General features: G+C 67.3%; 18 protein-coding genes. 5 read left to right on the plus strand and 13 right to left on the minus strand.

Annotated elements, in window-relative coordinates:
* Window positions 1-141: 141 nt before the first annotated feature.
* Entirely contained in the window at window positions 142-738 is a 597-nt protein-coding gene (locus ACN22W_RS30400) for an MlaC/ttg2D family ABC transporter substrate-binding protein (protein WP_412023522.1), read from the plus strand.
* 85 nt (window positions 739-823) lie between these two features.
* Here the strand turns inward: ACN22W_RS30400 and ACN22W_RS30405 are convergent, their stop codons facing one another.
* The 8 genes from ACN22W_RS30405 to glcD form a co-directional block, all read right to left on the minus strand.
* Window positions 824-1,468 carry a response regulator gene (locus tag ACN22W_RS30405; protein WP_419688275.1) on the minus strand — a complete coding sequence of 215 codons (645 nt, stop codon included), beginning with the start codon at window positions 1,466-1,468 and terminating at the stop codon, window positions 824-826.
* A 32-nt stretch (window positions 1,469-1,500) separates the two neighbouring features.
* Entirely contained in the window at window positions 1,501-2,883 is a 1,383-nt protein-coding gene (locus ACN22W_RS30410) for a cache domain-containing protein (protein WP_129516093.1), read from the minus strand.
* Window positions 2,884-3,020: 137 nt separating this feature from the next.
* A complete protein-coding gene (locus ACN22W_RS30415) occupies window positions 3,021-4,583 on the minus strand; it encodes a sensor domain-containing diguanylate cyclase (protein ID WP_412023524.1) in 1,563 nt (520 codons plus the stop codon).
* Between the two features lie 551 nt (window positions 4,584-5,134).
* Window positions 5,135-7,309: a malate synthase G gene (locus ACN22W_RS30420; protein ID WP_419688276.1), complete on the minus strand. Its 2,175-nt coding sequence runs from the start codon at window positions 7,307-7,309 to the stop codon at window positions 5,135-5,137.
* Between the two features lie 327 nt (window positions 7,310-7,636).
* Entirely contained in the window at window positions 7,637-8,041 is a 405-nt protein-coding gene (locus tag ACN22W_RS30425; protein ID WP_048246199.1) for a GlcG/HbpS family heme-binding protein, read from the minus strand.
* Between the two features lie 20 nt (window positions 8,042-8,061).
* Window positions 8,062-9,282: a glycolate oxidase subunit GlcF gene (glcF, locus tag ACN22W_RS30430; protein ID WP_419688277.1), complete on the minus strand. Its 1,221-nt coding sequence runs from the start codon at window positions 9,280-9,282 to the stop codon at window positions 8,062-8,064.
* A gap of 19 nt (window positions 9,283-9,301) precedes the next feature.
* A complete protein-coding gene (gene glcE, locus ACN22W_RS30435) occupies window positions 9,302-10,378 on the minus strand; it encodes a glycolate oxidase subunit GlcE (RefSeq protein WP_419688278.1) in 1,077 nt (358 codons plus the stop codon).
* On the minus strand, window positions 10,378-11,877 hold the full coding sequence (gene glcD, locus ACN22W_RS30440; protein ID WP_419688279.1) for a glycolate oxidase subunit GlcD: 1,500 nt from the start codon (window positions 11,875-11,877) through the stop codon (window positions 10,378-10,380). The genes glcE and glcD overlap by 1 nt, the downstream gene beginning before the upstream one ends.
* A gap of 218 nt (window positions 11,878-12,095) precedes the next feature.
* On the opposite strand from glcD, the gene glcC reads away from it, so the two are divergent.
* Together glcC and ACN22W_RS30450 are read left to right on the plus strand one after the other, a co-directional pair.
* Window positions 12,096-12,866: a transcriptional regulator GlcC gene (glcC, locus tag ACN22W_RS30445; RefSeq protein ID WP_193099530.1), complete on the plus strand. Its 771-nt coding sequence runs from the start codon at window positions 12,096-12,098 to the stop codon at window positions 12,864-12,866.
* A gap of 339 nt (window positions 12,867-13,205) precedes the next feature.
* Window positions 13,206-14,609, plus strand: a complete 1,404-nt coding sequence (locus ACN22W_RS30450; RefSeq protein ID WP_419688280.1) for a GGDEF domain-containing protein — start codon at window positions 13,206-13,208, stop codon at window positions 14,607-14,609.
* 11 nt (window positions 14,610-14,620) lie between these two features.
* On the opposite strand, the gene ACN22W_RS30455 is transcribed toward ACN22W_RS30450, so the two are convergent.
* Entirely contained in the window at window positions 14,621-15,751 is a 1,131-nt protein-coding gene (locus ACN22W_RS30455) for an MFS transporter (RefSeq protein ID WP_264299674.1), read from the minus strand.
* Between ACN22W_RS30455 and ACN22W_RS30460 the strand changes: the two genes are divergently transcribed.
* On the plus strand, window positions 15,750-16,301 hold the full coding sequence (locus ACN22W_RS30460) for an ArsR/SmtB family transcription factor (RefSeq protein WP_419688281.1): 552 nt from the start codon (window positions 15,750-15,752) through the stop codon (window positions 16,299-16,301). The two genes, ACN22W_RS30455 and ACN22W_RS30460, sit on opposite strands and share 2 nt — an antisense overlap.
* 236 nt (window positions 16,302-16,537) lie before the next feature.
* A complete protein-coding gene (locus ACN22W_RS30465) occupies window positions 16,538-17,365 on the plus strand; it encodes a DUF2262 domain-containing protein (protein ID WP_419688282.1) in 828 nt (275 codons plus the stop codon).
* A gap of 218 nt (window positions 17,366-17,583) precedes the next feature.
* On the opposite strand, the gene ACN22W_RS30470 is transcribed toward ACN22W_RS30465, so the two are convergent.
* The 4 genes from ACN22W_RS30470 to ACN22W_RS30485 all read right to left on the minus strand — a co-directional run bounded on the left by ACN22W_RS30470 (window position 17,584) and on the right by ACN22W_RS30485 (window position 22,759).
* Window positions 17,584-18,435, minus strand: coding sequence for a carbohydrate ABC transporter permease (locus tag ACN22W_RS30470; protein ID WP_193099535.1), 852 nt, complete (start codon window positions 18,433-18,435; stop codon window positions 17,584-17,586).
* Between the two features lie 17 nt (window positions 18,436-18,452).
* Window positions 18,453-19,397 carry a carbohydrate ABC transporter permease gene (locus ACN22W_RS30475; protein ID WP_419688283.1) on the minus strand — a complete coding sequence of 315 codons (945 nt, stop codon included), beginning with the start codon at window positions 19,395-19,397 and terminating at the stop codon, window positions 18,453-18,455.
* Window positions 19,398-19,451: 54 nt separating this feature from the next.
* A complete protein-coding gene (locus ACN22W_RS30480) occupies window positions 19,452-20,711 on the minus strand; it encodes an ABC transporter substrate-binding protein (protein ID WP_048246188.1) in 1,260 nt (419 codons plus the stop codon).
* Window positions 20,712-20,773: 62 nt separating this feature from the next.
* Window positions 20,774-22,759: a beta-galactosidase gene (locus ACN22W_RS30485; protein ID WP_419688284.1), complete on the minus strand. Its 1,986-nt coding sequence runs from the start codon at window positions 22,757-22,759 to the stop codon at window positions 20,774-20,776.
* Window positions 22,760-22,766 lie beyond the last annotated feature (7 nt).

The raw sequence follows: 22,766 nt of genomic DNA on the forward strand, positions 1-22,766 counted from the left end.
CCCGGCCCGCGCCTGTGACAAACGCAGCTGAAAGGTAACAGTCGGTCACGGTGCGGCAACCGGGCGTCAGGCCCGGTATACTTTGCCGCACCGGCCGATGCAAGGAGCCGGCCGTTTTTTCCCATTGAGCGCGATATTCGTATGAAACGTCATCTGTTTGCTTTCCTCGCGGCCGCCGCCGTGTCGGTTTCCGCTTTCGCGCAGAGCGCGCCGGTCGACATCGTCCGCAATGCGGTCGAGGGCACCGTCACCGCGATGAAGGCCGATCCGTCGGCACGCGGCGGCGACATGGCGAAGGTCACGCAGGTCGTCGAGCAGCGCTTCCTGCCCGCGACGAATTTCGAGCGCACGACCCGCATCGCCGTCGGCGACGCGTGGAAGCAGGCGACGCCGGATCAGCAACAAGAGCTGTACAAGCAGTTCAAGCTGCTGATGACGCGCACCTACGCCGCGTCGCTCGCGCAGCTCGGCAGCCAGGATGCGAAGTTCTCGTTCAAGGCCGGCGGCGCGTCGGGCGCCGACGCGCTCGTGCAGTCGACGGTGACGACGCCGGGCGACAGCCAGTCGGTCGGTTATCGTCTCGGCAAGGTCGGCAACGACTGGAAGATCTACGACATCGACATGTCGGGCGCGTGGCTGATCCAGGTGTACCAGGGCCAGTTCAAGAGCCAGCTCGCGTCGGGCGGGATCGCCGGGCTGATCGCGTATCTGCAGAAGCACAATTCGCGGACGAACTGACGGCCGCTGCGCGGTCCGGAGTTCAGTTGCATGAAGGGCGCCCGAGGGCGCCCTTTTTCGTTGCGAGTCGCGGTATCGCGCCGCCCTACCGCCGCCGATGCTCGACCGCGAACTTGATCAGCTCGGCCTGCCCTTCGATCTCGAGCTTGCGCTTCAGGTTGAGCCGGTGCGTCTCCACCGTGCGTACCGACAGCGCCGCCTGCTGCGCGATCTGCTTGCTCGACAGCCCCTCGGCGAGCGCATCGAGGATGTCGCGTTCGCGCGGCGTCAGGCGATCGAGCGGCGACGCGGTCGCGCTCGCGTGAATCATCCGCGCGGCGAGCCCTTCGCTGAAGAACGTCTGGCCGGCCAGCACCGCGCCGATCGCGCGGACGATCTCGCTCGCGGGCGAATCCTTCAGCAGGTAGCCGCTCGCGCCGGCACGCACGGCCTGCGTCACGTATTCGACGTTGTCGTGCATCGACAGCATCAGCACGCGGATGCCGGGAAAGCGCTCGTGGAACACGCCCGCGAGCGTGATGCCGTTCATCCCGTTCATGCCGACGTCCATCAGCGCGAGATCGGGTTCGAGCGATGCGGCGAGCGCGAGCGCCTCGTCGGCGTTGCCGGCTTCGGCGACCACGGACAGGTCGGCCGCTTCGAGCCGCATCCGCAAGCCGTCGCGCACGAGCGGGTGATCGTCGACGAGCAGCAGTCGGGCGGCGGGCCGGGCGGTGTCGGGGGCGCTCATGCGTGAAAGGTCTCCTGTTATGGGGCGCGTCGTCAGGCGGCGCCGTGCAGCGGCACGCGCGCGGCCACGATCGTGTGGCCGACCTGCGACGCGATCGTCAGCATGCCGCCGAGCGCGTCGAGGCGCTCGCGCATGTTGCGCAGGCCGATGCCGCGGCGCGCGTCGGCCTGCGAGCGTTCGGCGTCGAAGCCGCAGCCGTTGTCGGCGATGGTCAGCGTGACGGCGTGCGCGCCGACGTCGAGCGTGACGGCCGCGCGCGACGCCTGCGCATGATGCACGATGTTGCTGAGCGCTTCCTGCGCGATCCGGAACAGCGCGGTGTTGACGGCGGCGGGCAGCGGCCGCGTGCCGCTGTGCGCGACCTGCGTATAGCCGATGTCGATGCCGCTTTCGGCGCCGAGTTCGCGCACGAGCTGTTCGAGCGCGGCCGCGAGGCCGAGATCGTCGAGCATCGCGGGGCGCAGCGCATGCGAGATGCGCCGCACTTCGCGCAGCGTGTCGCCGAGCCGACCGACGCCGGTCACGAGCGCCTGCTCGGCCTCGGGCATGCGCGCCGCGCCGCGTTCGAAGCGCGCGAGCGCGGATTCGAGCATCAGCTTCGCGGACACCATCATCTGGCTGATCCCGTCATGCAGTTCGCGCGACAGCCGCGCGCGTTCCTGCTCCTGCGATTCGACGACGCGCTGGGCGAGCAGCTTGAGCTTCGCGTCGGCGCTGCGCGACTCGCTGACGTTCAGCACCAGCGCGCACACGGCGATCGCCGCCGCCCCCGTGAGCGCGATCGCGGTGAGCCAGCTCATCGTGCGCTCGATGTTCGCGGACGCGCGCGCGTCGATGCGCTGCAGCGCGGTGTCGACGTCGTCGAGATAGATGCCGGTGCCGACCATCCAGCCCCAGCGCTCCAGCGCGACGACGTAGCCGAGCTTCGGCGCGACGCGGCCCGTCGACGGCCGCTGCCATGCATAGCGCACGTAGCCGCCGCCGTGCGACGCCGCGCCGATCAGCTTCTGGATCGTCAGCGCGCCCTGCGGGTCGCGCATCGACCAGAAGTTGTGGCCGACGCGCTCGGGTTCGCGCGGATGCATCAGCGAATTGCCGTGCAGGTCGTACACGAAGAAATAGCCGTCGGGGCCGAAATCCATTTTCTGCAGCATCGCGAGCGCCTGCGTGCGCAGCAGCGCGTCGTCGCGGGCATTGCGGCCGCTCGCGTCGTAGAGCGGCATGATCGCGCTCGTCGCGAGCTCGACGTAATGCTTCAGCTCGACTTCCTTGCTCGACAGGTATGCGGCCTGGATCGTCGCGTGCTGCGTGCGCGCGAGCGACGTCGCCTGCTGGCGCACGCCGAAGCCGATGCCGGCGATCGCGAGCAGGAACGGCACGATGGCCAGAAGGAAGATCTTTGCCTTGAGTCTCATGGTGGTGCGAAGCGGCCGCGAGCCGGTGCGGCCGGCCGCGCGCGTCAGCCGCGCGGCGGCGCGGTGGCGTGTCGAGCCGACATTGTCGGCGATTTTGCACGCGGACGGCGGCGGCCCGGCGGTCGCCCCGCCTTCGCTCAGGCCCGCCGCGACGCGAGATCGTCGGACACGGCCGTCTGCACGACGATGCGGTTGCGCCCGGCTTCCTTCGCGCGATACAGCGCATCGTCGGCAAGTTTCAGCGCGCCCTGAATGTTGTCGTCGTGTTCGGGATAACTCGTCGTCACGCCGATGCTCACCGTCAGGCGGCCGGTCGCGCCGGCGTCGTGCCGGATGCCGAGGTCGAGGATGCCCGTGCGGATCGTCTCGGCGATCGTCACCGCGCCGTCCGTGTCGACGTCGGGCAGCACCACGACGAACTCCTCGCCGCCGTAGCGCGCCGCATAGTCGGCCGGGCGGCGCAGGCAGCCGGCGATGCAATGGCCGACCGCGGCGAGCGCGTCGTCGCCGGCCTGGTGGCCCTGCGTGTCGTTGTAGCGCTTGAAGTAATCGACGTCGATGAACAGCAGCGACAGCGCGAGCTGCGAGCGCGCGGCGCGGCGCCATTCGCGCGCGAGCGTGACGTCGAGCATCCGGCGGTTGTCGAGGCCCGTGAGGCCGTCGGTGCGCGCGAGCGCCTGCAGCTCGGTTTCCGCGCGGTGGCGCTTGCGCAGCTGCACGTCGAGCAGCAGCGACAGGCCGACGAAGCCGATCGCGAGCGCGGCCATCGCGGAGCCGATCGGAATCGCACGGTCGTACCACGCGGCATAGATGTTCGCTTCCGACTGCGCGACCATGATGATGAGCGGCAGGTGGTCGAGGTGCCGGAATACGTACAGGCGCCGCACGCCGTCGATCGACGCGGTGTCGGCGAAGCTGCCTTCGCTGGCGGTCATGAATTGCCGGAACGTGCTGGCGCGGCGGATGTCGCGGCCGACGATCCCCGGGTCGTACGGTTCGCGCGCGAGCATCCGGCCGTCCGTGTTGATCAGCGCGATCGAGCCGCGGTCGCCGAGCGACAGGCGCGAGAACAGGTTCTGGAAATATTCGAGCCGGATCGACATCACGGCGACGCCGCCGAACGACCCGTCGGGCTTCGAGATCCGCCGGCTGAGCGCGATGCTCGGCGAGCCGCCGCGCAGGCGCGAATGGTACGGGTCGCTGACGTACAGGCCGACGTCGGGGTGGTCGCGGTGCACGGTGAAGTACGGCTCGTTGCCGAAGTTGGCCTTGCGCGGCACGTCGCTCTTGCCGTCGACCGCGATGTCGCCCTTGGCGTCGAGCACGTAGATGCCGCCGAGGTACTTGGCGGTCGTCGCGCGGTCGAACAGCACCTGGCGGCGCAGCGGCATCGGCAGCCTGACGACCTCGGGGTCGTTCTCGCCTTCGACGACGGCCTGCAGCGACAGCGAATAGATCTCGATGTTGCGCTCGATGTCCCACGACGCCATCAGCGCGAGGTTCTGCTGCGTGATGCGTGCGCGGTCGCGCGCGTCCATGCGGCCCTCGTACAGCACGATCGCGCACAGGAGCAGCAGGACCAGCGCGATCAGCAGGCCGGAATAGAAGATCAGGTGCGGCAGCAGGAACCTGCGCAGATGAGCGGCGACACGGCTCGTCAGGCCGGATTCGCTGGGCATTGCGTAGTCGGTTTCTGCCATGGTCCGTGGATCGATGGGCATCGCCGCCGGGACGCGGGGCGATGCGATTGTTCGTATGACGTGTCGGCGGCGATCCGTTACGCGGCCATTCCGACGCCTCCCGGCCGGTTGGCGGAGAAAATGGACGCCGATTATCGGTATTCGCGGCTAGATATACCGGTAAATCATGCATTCATTGGCGACATCTGCTGCGATTCGATGATCCGACGAATCGGGCAGTGCGGATTCAACGGAGTATAACGCGCACGTCGGGATGCGCGGAAAATGTTGCGACCCGTTGATCCGGATCAAATTACAGTGAAATACCGAGCTTGCGGATATCGGGCAAAGCGTTGCAGCGCAAGGCTTTGCGGCATGGCGGAAGACGCCGTGTGGTGCACGGCCGCCGATTTCGTCGGTTTAACGGGGGGACGCACTCGAAAAGCGAAAGCGGGCAATATGCGCCGATTATTCGTTTCAAAGGTCGCACGAATGCAAGTATGAAAACGGGCGGCCGTGAAGGCCGCCCGTTCGTCAAGCCGGCATGCGGGGCGAGCCCCGCATGCGCATGCTTAACCGCCGTGCTGTTGCGCCTTGTACGCGAGCCGGAACCGGTGCAGCAGCGGCTCGGTATAACCGCTCGGCTGCGACGTGCCCTGCAGCGCGAGCGCGCACGCGGCCTTGAACGCGGTGGACTGGTCGTAGCCGGGCGCCATCGGACGATAGTTCGGGTCGCCCGCGTTCTGCTGGTCGACGACGCGCGCCATCCGCTTGAACACGTCGAGCACGAACGCCTCGGTGATCACGCCGTGGCGCAGCCAGTTCGCGATGTGCTGGCTCGAAATGCGCAGCGTCGCGCGGTCTTCCATCAGGCCGACGTCATGGATGTCCGGCACCTTCGAGCAGCCGACGCCCTGTTCGACCCAGCGCACGACGTAGCCGAGGATGCCCTGCGCGTTGTTCTCGACCTCGCGCAGGATCTCCTCCTCGCTCCACTCGGCGCGCTCGACGACCGGCACGGTCAGCAGGCCTTCGAGCAGCGCGTCGCGCTCGCTCGCGTACGGCGTCTTTTCGAGTGTCTGCTGGACGGCCTGCACGTCGACGAGATGGTAGTGCAGCGCGTGCAGCGTCGCGGCGGTCGGCGACGGCACCCACGCGGTGTTCGCGCCGGCGCGCGGATGCGCGATCTTCTGCTCGAGCATCGCGTGCATCAGGTCCGGCATCGCCCACATGCCCTTGCCGATCTGCGCGCGGCCGCGCAGGCCGGCGGACAGGCCCGCGAGCACGTTGTTGCGTTCGTACGACGTGATCCATGCCGACGACTTCATGTCGCCCTTGCGGATCATCGGGCCCGCTTCCATCGCGGTGTGCATCTCGTCGCCGGTGCGGTCGAGGAAGCCGGTGTTGATGAACGCGACACGCGCGGCGGCGGCCGCGATGCACGCGGCGAGGTTCACGCTGGTGCGGCGTTCCTCGTCCATGATGCCCATCTTCAGCGTGTTGCGCGGCAGGCCGTACAGATCCTCGATGCGCGCGAACAGCGTATCGGCGAACGCGACTTCGACCGGGCCGTGCATCTTCGGCTTCACGATGTAGATCGAGCCCGTGCGCGAGTTGCGCTTCGCCTTCAGGTCGTGCAGCGCGCACAGCGTCGTGACGACGCCGTCGAGGATCCCTTCCGGAATCTCGTTGCCGTCGCGATCGAGCACCGCGCCGTTGGTCATCAGGTGGCCGACGTTGCGCACGAACAGCAGCGAGCGGCCATGCAGCGACAGCGTGCCGCCGTCGGGCGTCGTGTAGTCGCGGTCGGCGTTCAGGCGGCGCGTGAAGCTTTTGCCGCCCTTCGCGACCTCCTCGACCAGCGTGCCCTGCATCAGGCCGAGCCAGTTGCGGTAGAGCTGGACCTTGTCGTCGGCGTCGACCGCCGCGACCGAATCCTCGCAGTCGATGATGGTGCTGACCGCGGCCTCGAGCACGACGTCCTTCACGTTCGCGAGATCGGCGCGGCCGATCGGCGTCGATGCGTCGATCTGGATCTCGAGGTGCAGCCCGTTGTGCTTCAGCAGGATCGCCGACGGTGCATCGGCCGCGCCCTGGTAGCCGACGAACTGCGCCGGCTGCGCGAGCGGCACGCTGCCCTGGGCGGTTTCGACGGCGAGCTGGCCGTCCTGCACGCGGTAGCGCAGCGCGTCGCTGTGCGAGCCGCTCGCGAGCGGCGCCGCGTTGTCGAGCACGTTGCGCGCGTAGTCGATCACGCGCTGGCCGCGCGTCGGGTTGTAGGTGGCGGTGCGTTCGGCGCCGCCGTCTTCGGGCAGCGCGTCGGTGCCGTACAGCGCGTCGTACAGGCTGCCCCAGCGGGCGTTCGCGGCGTTCAGCGCATAACGCGCGTTCGACAGCGGCACGACGAGCTGCGGGCCGGCCTGCGTGGCGATCTCGCTGTCGACGTTCGCGGTGGCTGCCGCGACGTTCGACGGGACCGGCACGAGGTAGCCGATCTGTTCGAGGAACGCGCGATACGCGGCGTGGTCGCGCACGGGGCCGGGGTGCGCGCGGTGCCAGGTGTCGAGTTCCTGCTGCAGGCGGTCGCGTTCCGCGAGCAGTTCGCGGTTGCGCGACGCCAGGTCGTGCACCAGGGCCGAGAAACCGCTCCAGAACGCGGCCTTGTCGATGCCGGTGCCCGGCAGCGCTTCGTTTTCAATGAACTGGCTCAGCGCTGGCGCGACTTGCAGTCCTGCTTGGTCGATCATCGTTAATCCTCCCGGGGAAAAAATCGCGCGCGGCTAGAGGGCCTGTTCACGCTAATAACGGGCTTGCGAACGAGCCTTGCCGGTCGCAGTGCAAGAAGCAAGGAGCGCCGTTTGGCCGAGCCAAACAAGCGACGCGCGACGCCGCAATGCGGCCGGCAAGGCTCGTTCCCCTGATTGGAAAAAATCATTTGTGGGGCTGGCCACCAGAAGGGCCGATCGCTGCGTCATGCTCCTTGCGAATACGTCGAGTATTCGCTTCGTCGCAATCCTTGCGCTCGGCCCTTCTGGTGGCCAGCGCAAGCCCGTTATTAGCGTGAACAGGCCCTCCTATGTCGCGACGCTTTGTGTGCCGGCGCGGGCGATCTGCGCGTCCTGTTCGGACTTTACGCCAGACACGCCGATCGCACCCGCAATCCGGCCGCCGACCGTGACCGGCACGCCGCCTTCGAGCAACCCCGTCAGCGGCACGCTGAGAAACGCGGTGCGGCCACCGTTGATCATATCCTCATACGCCTTCGTCTCGCGACGGCCGAGCGCCGCCGCGCGTGCCTTGTCCTGCGCGATGTAAGAACTGGCCGGCGATGCACCGTTCAGGCGCGCGAACGCGAGCAGGTGGCCGCCGTCGTCGACGACGGCGATCGACACGGCCCAGCCGTGGCGCTCCGCTTCCGCGCGGGCGGCGGCGAGCATGCGGTCGGCATCGGCGAGTTCGAGTTCGGGTTTCGTTTGCATGGCGTTCCTCCGAAATCAGGTCAGTTGACGAGTCGGTTGTCGACGAGTTCGATCCAGTGGCGCACCGGCGTGCGGCCCGCGCCGTTCAGGTGAGTCTGGCAGCCGACGTTGGCCGTGACAATCAGGTCCGGCCGCGCGGCTTCGAGCGCATCGAGCCGGTTGTCGCGCAGTTTCGTCGCGAGTTCGGGCTGCGTCAGCGAATACGTGCCGGCCGAGCCGCAGCACAGATGGCCGTCGGCGACATTCGTCAGATCGAAGCCGAGCCGCGTCAGGATGCTTTCGACCGCACCGCCGAGGCGCTGTGCGTGCTGCAGCGTGCACGGGCAGTGGACCGCGACGCGGCGGTGCGTCGAATCGGCCAGCGCGTCGAGCGGCTCGGCCGCGATCACCTCGGCGAGATCGCGCGCGAGCGCGCTGACGCGCCGTGCCTTGTCCGCATAGGCGGGGTCGGAGCGCAGCAGGTCGCCGTATTCCTTGACGAACGCGCCGCAGCCGCTCGCCGTCAGCACGATCGCTTCGGCACCGGCCTCGATCGCGGGCCACCACGCGTCGATGTTGCGGCGTGCGCGGGCGAGGCCCGCGTCCTGCGCGTTCAGGTGATATTCGGTCGCGCCGCAGCAGCCGGCTTCGCGCGCCGCGCTCACGCTGATGCCGAGCCGATCGAGCACGCGCGCGGCGGCCGCATTGGTGTTCGGCGACAGCGACGGCTGCACGCAGCCTTCGAGCATCAGCACGCGCCGCGCGTGGCGCACCGGCGGACGCGGTGCGGCCACGCGCGCGGCGGCCGGGATCTTGTCCTGCAGCGTGCCGGGCAGCAGCGGGCGCAGTGCGCGGCCGGCCTTCAGCAACGCGGCGAACGTCGCCGGGCGCGGCACCACATGGCGCAGCCCCGCGCGCAGCAGGCGCTCGCGCGCGGGCCGCTGCGCGCGCTTCTCGGCTTCCGCGCGGCCGATGTCGAGCAGCGTGTGATAACGCACGCCGGACGGGCAGGTCGTCTCGCAGTTGCGGCACGTCAGGCAGCGGTCGAGATGCTGCTGCGTGCGCTCGCCGCACGGCTCGCCTTCGAGCAGTTGCTTGATCAGATAGATGCGGCCGCGCGGCCCGTCGAGCTCGTTGCCGAGCACCTGGTAGGTCGGGCAGGTCGCGTTGCAGAAGCCGCAATGCACGCACGCGCGCAGGATCGCTTCCGCTTCGTCGGCCCGGGCGAGGGCCTTGCTTGCTTCGCTGAGATTGGTTTGCATCGGCGGGTCGCTTCGAAGGTCAGAAGTCGGCGGTCAGGCGGCCGGGGTTGAAGATCGCGTGCGGGTCGAGCTGCGCCTTGAGCTGTCGATGCACGCGCAACAATGCGGATGGCAGCGGCTGGAACGGCTCGCGCGTCGTACCCGGCGTGAAGCAGGTCGCGTGGCCGCCCCATTGCGCGGCGAGCCGCTGCACGTTGGCCGGCGCGGCGTCGCTCTTCAGCCAGCGCTGCGCGCCGCCCCAGTCGGCGAGCAATGCGCCGGGCAACGCATCGAGCGGCGCGGCGGCCGGCACCGACACGCGCCACAGCGGGCGCGGATCGTCGAAGAACGGCAGCGCGTGATCGCGCAGCCGCGCCCAGAACGCGTCGCCGGTGTCGTCCATCCGGTCGCCGCCGATCGTGGCGCGCGCGGCCTTCACCGAGCCCTCGCCGCCTTCGATCCGCACGCGCAGCACGCCGTCCGCGTGGCATGCGCCCGCGAGCGGCAGCCCCGCACGCCGCCACGCGGCGACGCGCCGCACAGCTTCGCTCGCGGCCAGCGGCAACGCGAGATCGCCGGTCGCGCGCGGCTTCGGCAGCACCTTCAGCGACACCTCGGTCACGACGCCGAGGCAGCCGAAGCTGCCCGCGAGCAGCCGCGATACGTCGTAGCCCGCGACGTTCTTCATCACTTCGCCGCCGAAGCGCAGGTGCTTCGCGTGGCCGGTGATCACGCGGCAGCCGAGCACGAAATCGCGCACCGCGCCGGCCCACGGGCGGCGCGGCCCCGACAGCGCCGCCGCGAACATCCCGCCGACCGTTGCCGCGCCGCCGAACGACGGCGGCTCGCACGGCAGCATCTGGCCGGCCGCATCGAGCATCGCTTCGAGCGCGGCGAGCGGCGTGCCCGCGCGCGCGGTGACGACGAGTTCGGTCGGGTCGTACGCGACGATGCCGCGATGCGTGCGCACGTCGAGCGTGCGGCCTTCGACGGGGCGGCCGAGGAAGGCCTTCGTGCCGGCGCCGCGAATGTGCAGCGGCTGGCGGTCGTGGAGTGCGGCGTCGACCTGGGCGACGAGCGCCGCGCTGTCGTCGATCGATTCGATTTCGCGTCGCATCAGAAGCGCTCCAGTTCGGGAAACGGCAGCTTGCCGTGATGGACGTGCATCGCGCCGAATTCGGCGCAGCGGTGCAGCGTCGGGATGTTCTTGCCGGGATTGAGCAGGCCCTGCGGATCGAATGCGGCCTTCACCGCGTGGAAGAACGTGATTTCGTCGGCGCTGAACTGCACGCACATCTGGTTGATCTTCTCGCGGCCGACGCCGTGCTCGCCGGTGATGCTGCCGCCGACCGCGACGCACAGCTCGAGGATCCGGCCGCCGAGCGCTTCGGCGCGATCGAGCTCGCCGGGCCGGTTCGCATCAAACAGGATCAGCGGGTGCATGTTGCCGTCGCCCGCATGGAACACGTTCGCGACGGGCAGCCCGTATTCGGCGGACAGCGCGGCGATGCCTTCGAGCACGCGCGGCAACTCGCGGCGCGGGATCGTGCCGTCCATGCAGTAGTAGTCGGGCGACATGCGGCCGACCGCGGGGAACGCGTTCTTGCGGCCGGCCCAGAAGCGCTGGCGTTCGGCTTCGTCGCGCGCGACGCGGATCTCCGTCGCGCCCGCTTCGCGCAGCAGCGCGGCGACGCGGTCGGCATCCTCGTCGACGTCGCTCGCCGCGCCGTCGAGTTCGCACAGCAGGATCGCCTGTGCATCGACCGGATAACCCGCGTGGATGAAATCCTCGGCCGCGCGGATCGCGAGGTTGTCCATCATTTCGAGGCCGCCCGGAATCACGCCCGCGCCGATGATCCGCGCGACCGCGGCGCCGGCCTCGGCGACGTCGTCGAAGCTCGCCATCAGCACCTTCACGCTCGGCGGCTTCGGCAGCAGCTTCACGGTGACTTCCGTGACGATGCCGAGCATCCCTTCGGAGCCGGTGAACAGTGCGAGCAGATCGAAGCCGGGTGCGTCGAGCGCATCCGCGCCGAGCGTGAGCGTGTCGCCGTCGATCGTCAGGATCTCGACCTTCAGAATGTTGTGCACCGTGAGCCCGTATTTCAGGCAATGCACGCCGCCCGCGTTTTCGGCGACGTTGCCGCCGATCGAGCAGGCGATCTGCGACGACGGATCGGGCGCGTAGTAGAGGCCGTGCGGTGCGGCCGCCTGCGAGATCGCGAGGTTGCGCACGCCGGGCTGCACGCGCGCGATGCCGGCATCGGGATCGATGTCGAGAATCCGGTTGAACTTCGCCATCACGAGCAGGATGCCTTTTTCGAGCGGCATCGCGCCGCCCGACAGCCCGGTGCCCGCGCCGCGCGCGACCACCGGCACGCGGTGCGCGGCCGCGACGCGCAGCACCGCGCGTACCTGCTCGACCGTGTCGGGCAGCACGACCGCGAGCGGCACCGTGCGGTACGCGGCGAGGCCGTCGCATTCGAACGGCCTGAGCGCCTCGCGTTCGTGCAGCACGTCGAGGCCGGGCGCCGCCGCGTGCAGCGCGGCGACGAGCGTGTTGCGGTCGACGGTGGCCAGCGGGCCGTCGATCCGTTCGTCGTAGATGAAACTCATCGGTCTGTCTCCACCATGCGGGCGGCCGCGCGATGCGCGACACGCCGGATGGACGCGATTCTTGGCGGGCCGGGCGCGCCTGTCCAGACGTGTTCCATGTGGTCATACCAGTTTTTGAGAAGGCACCTTGAAGCGGCTGCGAATTGAACCGCAAAACCGAATGTGGACAAGGGTTTGTGCGAAAATCACCGATATCCGTCCCCAGTGGTCATACCAGTATGGAAATGCAGGATCGAGAGCGGCCGACGCGACGCGTGGCCGACGTCGTCGCCGAGCGGATCGAGAAGCTGATCGTCGATGGCGTGCTGAAAGCCGGGCAGGCGCTGCCGTCGGAACGGCGGCTGACCGAGAAGCTCGGCGTGTCGCGCACGGCCGTGCGCGAAGGGATGAAGCTGCTGCACGCGCGCGGGATCATCGACACGGCGCACGGCAAGGGTTCGTTCGTCGCGAGCCTGACTCCACAGCGCGAGATCACGCCGATGATGCATCTGCTCGGCTCGCAGCCGCGCACGCTGTACGACCTGTTCGAGGTGCGCGGGATGCTCGAGGCCGAGGCCGCGCGACTCGCCGCGCTGCGCGGCACGCCGGCGGACTTCATCCTGATCAAGCGCCGCTACGACGAAATGACGGCGGCCGACGCGCAGGATCTCGATCCCGCCGCGCGTGCGAAGCTCGACCACGCGTTCCATCTCGCGATCTGCGAGGCGTCGCACAACCCCGTGCTCGTCAACACGCTGCAGTCGCTGACCGACCTGCTGCTCAGTTCGGTGTTCGCGTCGGTGAACAACCTCTATCACCGCGAACCGCTGAAGAAGCAGATCGACCGCCAGCATGCGCGGCTCTACAACGCGGTCACGGGGCGGCTGCCCGACCAGGCGCGCAAGGCCGCGAGCGAACATATCCGCCAGTGCGTCGACTATCTGCGCGAGATCGAGCAGGAGGAGCAGCGGCTCGTGCGCTCGACGTTGCGGCTCGAAGGGTGGACGTGAGGTTGTTCGGCATGACTTGACGCGCATCACGCGCGGCGAGTCGCACGGCGGCGCGCGTCACATTGACGTGTCACACCGGGATCCATTCCTCTCGCGGTCCGCTGCCTTCCGCATGATGCGTGGATCGGTTGTGCGCGCAGTGCATGACGGGTCCGTGTCGGACGTGGCGTCACCGACCATTCCCGTCATCCGCAACGCCCGGATTACGTTCGTAAGAACCGGTTTCGATTCAATTCGACGATCTATTTACTGCTCGCGACTCTATGGTGTCCGGCCAGTATCAAATGCAAATCGCTATGCATATACTGGATTCATCCGATGAAATCCGGAGGGGAGACGATGAGCATCGCTGCATCCGCAAACGAGCCGGCCGCCGCCATCCAGTTCATCACCAAGGCCTACGCCAGGCTGCTGCTCGCCGGCTTCGCGTTGGTGCCGGCCTTTCTGATCGCGTACCTCTATTTCTTTCAGAACCCCGCGCTGAAATTCGAGAATCACGCGTTCCACGAACTGGCGATCGCAGCCGCGACGCTCGAAGGCGTGTTCGTCACCTACGTGTGCTGGCGTTGTTATCGCCTGTCGGGAGAGCCGCTGCTGCGTTGGCTGACGCTCGGCTTTCTGGGCTTTTCGCTGATCTACGCATTGCACGGCGCGTTCACGGGCATGGCGCACCACAATATCTGGCTCTTCCTGTTGTATGGGCCGGCCTCGCGCCTCGTCATGTCCATCTTGATCTTCGTCGGACAGATCTCGTACAGTCGGTCGGCGGACAGCGAAGCGGTCCGCGTCAATCGTCGGGCGTGGGCGACATGGATCGTCGTGTTCCTGGTGATCGATGTGCTGGTGGCCTGGGTTGCGTACTCGCCATTTGCCGGCAGTCCGTGGGTTCGGCTGTCGATGGAAGGCGGTGCACTCGCGTTTTCGACCGTCAACGTCATCGCGCTGGTGGCGCGGCGCATCCGCACCCCGCTCATGCTGATCTACGGCATCTCGGTGTCGTCGTTCGCGCTGTCGTCGCTTGCGTTCATCCTCGGCCGCCCGTGGAACCACATGTGGTGGCTCGCGCATGTGATCTTCGCCGGCGGGTTTTTCCTGCTGAGTTACGGTGTCGTGCAGGCATTTCACACGACGCGCTCGTTCTCGACCATCTATAGCCAGGAGGAACTGTTTGCGCGCTTGCGCGAAGCGATGGCGCGCACGGAACGTGCGTTGCAGGAACTGCAGCGAACCAACGAGAAACTCGAATACATGGCTGCAACCGATCCGCTGACCGGCGCGGCCAACCGGCGGCGGTTCATTGAAAGCGTCGAGGCGGAAATTGCCCGTGCGAAACGCAACGGCGCACCGTTTTCGCTGCTGGCACTCGACCTCGACCACTTCAAGGTCATCAACGACAGCTACGGGCATCAGACGGGCGACCAGGTCCTGCAACGCTTCGTCAAGAAATGCCTCGACGCGATCCGCCCGTACGACGGTGTGGCGCGGGTGGGCGGCGAGGAATTCATGGTGTTGTTGCCGCAGGCCGCGCTGGATACTGCCCGCCTGGTCGGCGAGCGCATTCGCGCGGCGATTGCCGGCACGCCGTTCGAGAATGGCGATGGCAAACCGATCGAGCTCACGGTGAGCGTCGGCATCTCGGAGTTTGGCCGTGACGGGGAGACGATCGACGCGATTCTGCGCAAGGCAGACGAGCGCTTGTATGAGGCCAAGCATCAGGGGCGAAACCGCGTGATCGCTGCGTAGCCGACGCGTGCCTACGGCCGGTCGCCGCCGAGTTTCAGCGATCGGAACACCATGCCGCCGGCGCCGAGCGCAATCAGCGCCAGTGCGATGGCAAAGGCAGTGGCACCGGCCGCCAGGCCAAGGAAGTCGATCGCGTAGCCGGTCATGACGGGCAGCAGCCCCGCCGGCAGATAGCCGCCGATATTCATGACGGCAATGGCTTCGGCCCTGCGCGTGTCCGGCACATGCAGGCCGATGAGCGTCAGGCCGCCCAATTGCCCGAGACCCTGCGCGATCCCCGCGAACAGCGCGGCGGCCACCAGAACGGGTGCCGACAGCATGTGCACCGCGACACACAGTGCACCCATCGACAGTACGGTCGCGGTCGTGCCCGCCGCGAACAACGCGCGTACCGACCACTGCCGCACGGCGAACTGAACGCCCGTTGCAGCGAGAAACATCGCGCACGCCATGCCGCCGGCGAGCAACGGGCTGCGAACGTCGAGCAGGCGGGCGAGTAACGAAGGCCCCAACGCAAGCACGAACGAGGTTGCGGTAATGCCGGGCCCGAACACGCCGATACCGGCCGCGACGTGGCGTCGATTCATCGCCGGGACCGACGGCAAATGCAGACGCGCGCCTTGGCCGCTTGCCCGTGCCGGCCGGCCAAGCGGCAAGCGCCACGCGATGATGAGCGCACTCAGCAACACGAGAAATTCGATACCGAAAACCGGCGCGATCGGATGCGCGACCGTTTGCGCCGCGCCGCCGGCCAGTAACGGCCCGAGGCCCGCGCCGAGAACCATTGCCACCGATGCGAGCAGGGCGGCCTGACGTCGACGCTCGCCGCCGCCGAGGTCCGCCACGGACGCCATGCCCGCCGACACGATGACGCCGACCGAGATACCCGTCAGCAGCCGGGCCACGGCAAGCGTTGCAATGGACGTTGCGCTGGCGAACAACGCACACGCGACCAGCGCCACGAGGATCCCCGGCAGAAGAACCGGCTTGCGGCCGTAACGATCCGATAACTGTCCGGCGACCGACAGCGTGGCCAGGAGTCCGAGGATGTAAAGGGCAAAGATGACCGTCAGCGTGCCGGATGAAAAACCGAGCGTGCGCTGCCAGACCACATACAGCGGCGTCGGGGAATTGGACAGCATGAACACCGACGTGACCGTCCATGCGGCGCGCCACATGTCGGGGGAAATGCGCGCGGACGCGCGGGTGGATTGCACTGCGGCTGTGTCGGACACGGCAACCTTCCTTGTACGAGTTTTTTCGTACTATAGCTTAGTTCGAAAAAACTCGTACAGTGATATAGTCGTGAACATGAAACGCACTCCCCACCACGACCCGGCCGCCGCAGTCCCGGCCAACCTTCCCGATCCGCTGCCGGAACCGGCCGTATCCGATTTGCGCCTGGACGCGATCTTCGGTGCACTGGCCGACCCGTTGCGCCTGACGATCGTCCGCCGGTTGTTGCTGGAATCCGAGGCATACGACCATCCGTGCAGCTGGTTCGGTTTCAATCGTGCGAAATCGTCATTGACCCATCACTTCAAGGCGCTGCGTGAAGCGGGCGTGATTCGCCAGCGTCAATACGGGCTCGAGCGACGCAGCCGCGTGCGAACCGAGGATCTCGATGCGCGATTTCCGGGGCTCCTGCAACTGGTGATCGCATGGGAGCCGTCCGGCGACGAACCGGGTTGAGTCCGCGCGTGTCGTCCGCGGGCGGACAGGAAGATCCGCGCCGAACGAAAAAAAGCCCGCCGAAGCGGGCAACCTCACGACCAGTATGGAAATGCAGGATCGAGTGAGGTCGGCGCGGCGCGTGGCCGACGTCGCTACGGAAAATCGCTTCCGGCAGTGATGGGCCACGAAGCGACGTTTGGCAAAACGACCGGGTCGCCGATAATCACTCATCGAAGCTCACGAGGCGAACAGATATGGAAGACCAGTGGGAAGCGTTGCTGGCTCGCCGGGCACAGATTGCTGCGCGCTTGGCGGCGGCGCCCATCGCGATTATCGAAGGGATCGTTGATGCAAACGGTGTGGCCGCGGTGAAGATCGGGGACGAGCAACAATGGACGCTCCAATCGACGCTCGAGGTGTGGCGTGTCGTTGGCGGCTCGTGGCAAGACTCTCGATTGCAACTGAGGAGGCAGGTCTCCGATGACGAGGTCGGACGCTATCGGCAAGTGATGAGGCCGCTCGGCCAGCTCCGTGCGGATGTCCGTCTACGGGTGGACGCCAACCCGGCGGAGCCGGAAGCTCTGCTCGAAACCTTGCCGTTGGCCATAGACGATCCGGATTTGGCGGAGCGCGGCAGTCAGCTCCAATTGCCCGTCACGTACGAAGACAAACTGTTCGGTACATGTCGATTCAACAAGCGGGTCAATTGGTTCGAAACCAACGCGCATTGGAATGGCACCGAGGTTCTGGTGTATCTGGAAGCGGCAACGTTGGATACCCTGCCATCGGTACTGAAACATGCGCACGACCTATGGGCTGACGCTGTGGCTTGGGGCTCGCGCATATATGACCGGGCAGTTGCCGATTTGCTGGAGCTGAAGAACGCCACATGGCTGGATGAAGACGAGGATGCCGTATCGGTCGATGGCTTTAAACGGAAACTCTCCCTGCAGTCACTGGGCATTGACGAGCACGGAGCGTTCGACTTCTGCTTCGCGGATGGCGATATGTTCTTCGGGCACAGCATCATGGTCGAGGGTAGCTTGCATCAAGGAGCGACAAAAGCCTATATCGCGGGCTGACCCGGACGATTCTTTCCGGGGCGACGCCGCCACCCGGTTACGGAAGCGGGCGACCGTTGCTGTGACGAGTGGGGCTGGCTTGAAGATTCACAGAGGCGGGATCGTTCGTGGTGAGCCGTTAGGCACCCCCCCCCAAAACCGCGCATGAAAAAAAGCCCGCCGAAGCGGGCAACCTCACGAAGCGGAGGGGGAGATGCGTATACGCACGCAGCGCGCGTTCAGCCTTTCGTCGCGCCGAACGTGAGCCCCGCGACGAAATGTTTCTGCATCGCGAAGAACATCGCGACGGACGGCAGCGCGGCGAGGATCGAGCCGGCTGATACGAGATTCCACGACGTCGTCCATTGCCCCTTCAGCGCCGCGACCCCCGCCGTGATCGGCGCGGCTTCGTCGCCTTGCGTGAGGCAGAGCGCCCAGAAGTAGTCGTTCCACACGAACGTGAACACGAGGATCGCGAGCGCCGCGAGCGCGGGCCGGATCAACGGCAGCACGATCCGCCAGAACACCGTCCATTCGCCCGCGCCCTCGATGCGCGCGGCCTCGATCAGCTCGAACGGCAACTGCTTGATGAAGTTGCGCAGGAACAGCGTGCAGAAGCCGGTCTGGAACGCGACGTGGAACAGGATCAGCGCTTCGACGGTATTGAACACGCCGAGCCTGAGCGACAGGTCGCGCACCGGGATCATCAACACCTGCACCGGCACGAAGTTGCCGGCGACGAACGTCGCGAACAGCGTGGTATTGCCGCGAAACCGGTAGGTCGCGAGTGCGAAGCCGGCCATCGCCGCGAACGCGATCGAGCCGAGCACGGACGGCACGGTGATCTGCACGCTGTTCCAGAAGTAATGCAGCATCGGCGACGTCGTCAGCGCGTCGCGATAGTTCTCGACCATCGCGAAGTGTCGCGGCCAGCCCCAGTAGTGCCCTTCGACCAGTTCCTCGGTCGAGCGCACCGACGTGACGAACACCGCGATCATCGGCAGCAGCCAGATCACGAGCGCGACAGGCAGCGACAGCTTGTACAGCCGGCGCGAGACGGGCTTCCATTGGGCAACGGGAGTCGGAAACATGATGGCCACCGGTCAGGTTATTGCTCGTTGCGCAGCATGCGGCGCAACTGGAACACGATGTAGACGAGCATGATCGCGAACAGCACGACCGCGATCGACGCGGAATAGCCGAGCCGGTAGTACTTGATCGCCTGGTCGTACATGTAATACGCGAGCACGGTCGAACTCTCGAACGGGCCGCCGCTCGTCATCACCGAGATCAGGTCGAAGCTGCGCAGCGCGCCGATCACGGTGACGACGATCGCCATGAAGGTGGTCGGCCGCAGTTGCGGCAGCACGACGTGCCACAGCAGCGCGAAACCGCGCGCGCCTTCCATCCGCGCCGCTTCGATCTGTTCCGGGTTGACCGACGTGAGGCCGGTCAGGTACAGGATCATGCAGTACGCCGTTTGCGGCCACAGCGCCGCGAATACCACGCCGAGCGTCGCATAACGCGCGTCGCCGAGCACCGGGATGCCGTGCCCGGCGAGCAGCGCGAGCAGCCCGAAGGTCGGATCGTAGAACCACGAGAAGATCAGGCCGACGACCACGCCGGACAGCACGAACGGCGCGAAGAACAGCGATTTCACGAGGCGGATGCCGGCGACCGCCTGGTTCAGGTACAGCGCGAGCGCGAGGCCGAGCGGCGGCGCGAGCATGAAGAGCGCGAGCCAGATCACGTTGTTGCGCAGCGCCGTGTAGAACGTCGGCGCGTGCAGCAGTTCGACGTAGTTCGCGAGCCCGACGAAACTGCGCTCGGTCATCCCGTCCCAGTTGTACAGGCTCAGCCACAGCGTCGACAGGATCGGCCAGATCACATAAACGGCAACCATCGCGCACGCGGGCGCGAGAAAGAGCCATGCGGCGCGCCGTTGCCGCCGCACGGCGGGCGACGGCCGGCGCGCGGGCAACGCGGCGGCGGATGTTCCGCGCGGCGGCGGCGCGGTGCCGGCGGGCGGGGTGGACGTGATCGGACTGGACACGGCAAGCCTCCTGAACGGACGCGGCGGCGCGGGGCCGCCGCTTGGGTCACGCGGTTACTTCTTGTAGATCCGCTTGCGGGTCTGTTCGAGCTGCGCGAGCACCGTATCGAGCTGCGCGGGATCGGCCAGGAACTGCTGCATGCCCTTCATCCCTTCGTCGGCCATTTCCTTCGTCATGTCGCGGTCGTAGAACTGCGCGACGCCGCCCTTCGTATCGGCGAGGATCCGGAAGCCGATGCGCGAGATCGGATCGGCCGGCTCGGGCGACTTGCTGTTGGCCGACAGCGAACCGAGGCCTTCCGCGAGCTTCGCGCCCATCTCGGGCGTTTCCACGAATGCGAGGAACGTGTGCGCGTCGGCCTTGTTCTTCGCCTTCGTCGGGATATGCAGCGATTCGACCGGGCCGTCCTCGGCGGTCGGCACCTTCGGGTCGATGATCGGGAAACGGTAGTAGCCCATTTCCTGCTTCACGTTCGCCGGGAAGCCGGCGGCGATGAAGGTGCCCATCAGCATCATCGCGGCCTTGCCCTGGAACAGGAACGGCTGCGCGCCGTCGAGATCGTAGGACAGCGCGTTGTCGATGAAGTAACCGGCATCGATCAGCGATTTCCAGGTCGTGTAGACCTTCTTCACGCGCGGGTCGGTGTACGGCACGTCGCCGGCCATCAGTTGCTGGTGGAACGCGTTGCCGTTCAGACGCAGGTCGAGATAGTCGAACCAGCCGGCGAGCGTCCACGCGTCGCGGCCGCCGATCGCGACCGGCGTGATGCCGGCCGCCTTCAGCTTCTTGCACGCATCGAGAAACTGGTCCCACGTCTTCGGCTCGTCGGCGATGCCGACCTTGCGGAACAGGTCCTTGCGGTAGAACAGCCCCCACGAGTAGTAGACGGTCGGCGCCGCGTACTGCTTGCCGTTGTACGACGATGCGTCGCGCGTCGACGCGTACATCGCGCCCCAGCCGTTCTTCGTCCAGTCGCCGCTCAGGTCCTCGAACAGCCCGCGCTTCGCGTAGTACGCCATCCGCTCGCCCGCGTGCCAGTTCACGACGTCGGGCGCGATGGTCGTGAGCCACGCGGGGAGCTGCACCTTGTACGCTTCCTCGTCGACGAAGGTGGCCTTCACGTCGATGTCGGGGTGCGCCTTGTGGAACGCGTCGAGCGTCGATTGCCAGACCGCGCGCTGGCTGGCGCCCTTGAACGCGATGTTGATGGTCAGCGTGCCGGCGTCGGCGGGCGCGGTCATGCCGAGTGACGCGAGCGCGACGGCGGTGGCTGCAGCGAGCCGCGTGGCGGCACGAAGGGGGCGAAGTGTCATGGTGTCTCCATTCCTGAGTGTCGTTGTGCGTGACCGGCGCGTCGGGGCGCCGGTGGCGGTTGCTACGAACGGCTTCGATACACGGCCACGTCCTGCGGCTCGACCTGCGCGGCGCCGAGCACGAACGCCGACGGCGGTACCGCGTCGATCGTGTGCGGCGTGTCGCCATAGTTGAAGACGTAGGTCAGGCCGCCGCGCCGGCTCACGCGCACACCGTCGCCGAGCGGCGTCGGCGCGAGGCCCGCTTCGGTCGCGACCTCGGCGAACAGTTGCGCGGTGGTCGCGTCGTCGAACAGCGCGGCCCAGTAGTGCAGCGCGCCATGCGACACGCAGGCCGGATGACCGTCGGCGAAACGCGCGTGCACGACGCTGCGCGTGTCGTCGTGCAGCTCGACGAAGTCGCGCCAGTGGCGCGCATCGCCTGCGAGCGGCGAGCCGTCGCGCAGCGTGCCGTCGATCCGTTCGGTCACATTCGGCCGCATCGATTCGACGCGCCACACGCGGATCGGCAGGATCGATGCGAGCGGGCCGGGCGGCAGCGCCGGTGGAATCTGCAGGTCGACGGTCTTCGAGCCGGTGCGCGGCCCGAACACGGCATGCGCACCCGATGCGGCGAGCCGTGCCGCGAAATCGTCCGGCACGATCGGCAGCGGCGGCACGACCACGAGCCGATAACCGTCGAGCGGCGCATGCACGGAGACCACGTCGACGTCGAGGCCGAGCGAACGCAGGGCCGAGTAGTACTCGAACGCGAAACGCGGGTAATGGAAATCGGCGCCTTGCGGCTGGACTTCGAACAGCCACTTCGCCTCGTAGTCGTAGATCAGCGCGACGGGCGCGCGCACCGGATCGTCCGCATCCGCGCCGGCGTCGTGCACGGCCGCGATCTCGCGTGCGACGCGCTGCGCTTCGCGGCCGCCTTCGTCGAGCTGGTTGTCCGGCGTGTTCAGGCCCGCATGCATCTGCTCCTGCGCGAACGGTGCCTGCCGCCAGCGGAAGTACGACACGCAGCCGGCGCCGTGCGCGAACGCTTCCCAGCTCCAGAGGCGCACCATGCCCGGCAGCGGCGCGGGGTTCCACTGCGCCCAGTTCACGGGCCCCGGCTGCTGCTCCATCACCCAGAACGGCAGCTTCGACATGCCGCGATACACGTCGTGATTGAACGACGCGAAATCGGGATGGCCGGTGCGCAGCCAGCGCGCCTTCACGTCGGGCGCGAACCATTGCTCTTCGAGCGCGCCGAGCGGATAGCTGTCCCACGTCGCGATGTCGAGGTCGCGCGCAACCTCGTAGTGATCGAACTCGGTGAACAGCTGCATGAAGTTGTGCGCGACGGGCCGGCCCGGCGAGTGCGCACGGATCACGTCGACCTGCATCCGGTGATAACGCGCGACCTCGTCGGACGCGAAGCGCCGGTAGTCGAGCCGGTGCGACGGATGGGCTTCGGTCACGGTGCCGACGGGCGCGTCGACTTCGTCGAAATGGCGATACTCCATGCTCCAGAACACGGTGCCCCATGCACGGTTCAGCGCGTCGATCGTGCCGTAGCGTGCCTTCAGCCACGCACGAAAGCGCACGAGCGCGGCCGGCGAGTAGCTGACGACGGTCTGGTGACAACCCAGCTCGTTGTCGGTCTGCCAGTAGCGCACGGCCGGATGGCGGCCGTAGCGTTCGGCGACCGCCGTGCAGATCTGCCGCGATGCTTCGAGATAGGTCGGCGACGAGAAATCGTAGTGGCGGCGCGAACCGAACGCGCGCGGCCGGCCGTCCGCGCCGATCGCGAGGATGTCGGGATGGCGGTCGATCAGCCATTTCGGCGGCGTCGCGGTCGGCGTACACATCACGATCTCGAGGCCGGCCGCGCCGAGCACGTCGACCGCGCGGTCGAGCCAGCCCCAGTCGTATTCGCCCGGCGACGGCTCGATGCGGCTCCATGCGAATTCGGCGATCCGGACCTGCTCGATGCCGAGCGCTTTCATCCGGCGGGCGTCGTCGGCCCACATCGATTCCGGCCAGTGTTCCGGGTAATAGCAGACTCCGAGGCGCATACGCGAT

Origin of the sequence: Burkholderia theae (assembly GCF_048565265.1) — a bacterium.
In the GTDB taxonomy this organism is placed as follows: Bacteria; Pseudomonadota; Gammaproteobacteria; order Burkholderiales; family Burkholderiaceae; genus Burkholderia; species Burkholderia theae.

What these genes read in the sequence shown, in the direction of transcription:
- ACN22W_RS30400 (WP_412023522.1), top strand. Translation starts at nt 142, where the DNA reads ATGAAACGTCATCTGTTTGCTTTCCTCGCGGCCGCCGCCGTGTCGGTT.
- ACN22W_RS30405 (WP_419688275.1), bottom strand. Translation starts at nt 1,468, where the DNA reads ATGAGCGCCCCCGACACCGCCCGGCCCGCCGCCCGACTGCTGCTCGTC.
- ACN22W_RS30410 (WP_129516093.1), bottom strand. Translation starts at nt 2,883, where the DNA reads ATGAGACTCAAGGCAAAGATCTTCCTTCTGGCCATCGTGCCGTTCCTG.
- ACN22W_RS30415 (WP_412023524.1), bottom strand. Translation starts at nt 4,583, where the DNA reads ATGGCAGAAACCGACTACGCAATGCCCAGCGAATCCGGCCTGACGAGC.
- ACN22W_RS30420 (WP_419688276.1), bottom strand. Translation starts at nt 7,309, where the DNA reads ATGATCGACCAAGCAGGACTGCAAGTCGCGCCAGCGCTGAGCCAGTTC.
- ACN22W_RS30425 (WP_048246199.1), bottom strand. Translation starts at nt 8,041, where the DNA reads ATGCAAACGAAACCCGAACTCGAACTCGCCGATGCCGACCGCATGCTC.
- glcF (WP_419688277.1), bottom strand. Translation starts at nt 9,282, where the DNA reads ATGCAAACCAATCTCAGCGAAGCAAGCAAGGCCCTCGCCCGGGCCGAC.
- glcE (WP_419688278.1), bottom strand. Translation starts at nt 10,378, where the DNA reads ATGCGACGCGAAATCGAATCGATCGACGACAGCGCGGCGCTCGTCGCC.
- glcD (WP_419688279.1), bottom strand. Translation starts at nt 11,877, where the DNA reads ATGAGTTTCATCTACGACGAACGGATCGACGGCCCGCTGGCCACCGTC.
- glcC (WP_193099530.1), top strand. Translation starts at nt 12,096, where the DNA reads ATGGAAATGCAGGATCGAGAGCGGCCGACGCGACGCGTGGCCGACGTC.
- ACN22W_RS30450 (WP_419688280.1), top strand. Translation starts at nt 13,206, where the DNA reads ATGAGCATCGCTGCATCCGCAAACGAGCCGGCCGCCGCCATCCAGTTC.
- ACN22W_RS30460 (WP_419688281.1), top strand. Translation starts at nt 15,750, where the DNA reads ATGAACACCGACGTGACCGTCCATGCGGCGCGCCACATGTCGGGGGAA.
- ACN22W_RS30455 (WP_264299674.1), bottom strand. Translation starts at nt 15,751, where the DNA reads ATGCTGTCCAATTCCCCGACGCCGCTGTATGTGGTCTGGCAGCGCACG.
- ACN22W_RS30465 (WP_419688282.1), top strand. Translation starts at nt 16,538, where the DNA reads ATGGAAGACCAGTGGGAAGCGTTGCTGGCTCGCCGGGCACAGATTGCT.
- ACN22W_RS30470 (WP_193099535.1), bottom strand. Translation starts at nt 18,435, where the DNA reads ATGTTTCCGACTCCCGTTGCCCAATGGAAGCCCGTCTCGCGCCGGCTG.
- ACN22W_RS30480 (WP_048246188.1), bottom strand. Translation starts at nt 20,711, where the DNA reads ATGACACTTCGCCCCCTTCGTGCCGCCACGCGGCTCGCTGCAGCCACC.
- ACN22W_RS30485 (WP_419688284.1), bottom strand. Translation starts at nt 22,759, where the DNA reads ATGCGCCTCGGAGTCTGCTATTACCCGGAACACTGGCCGGAATCGATG.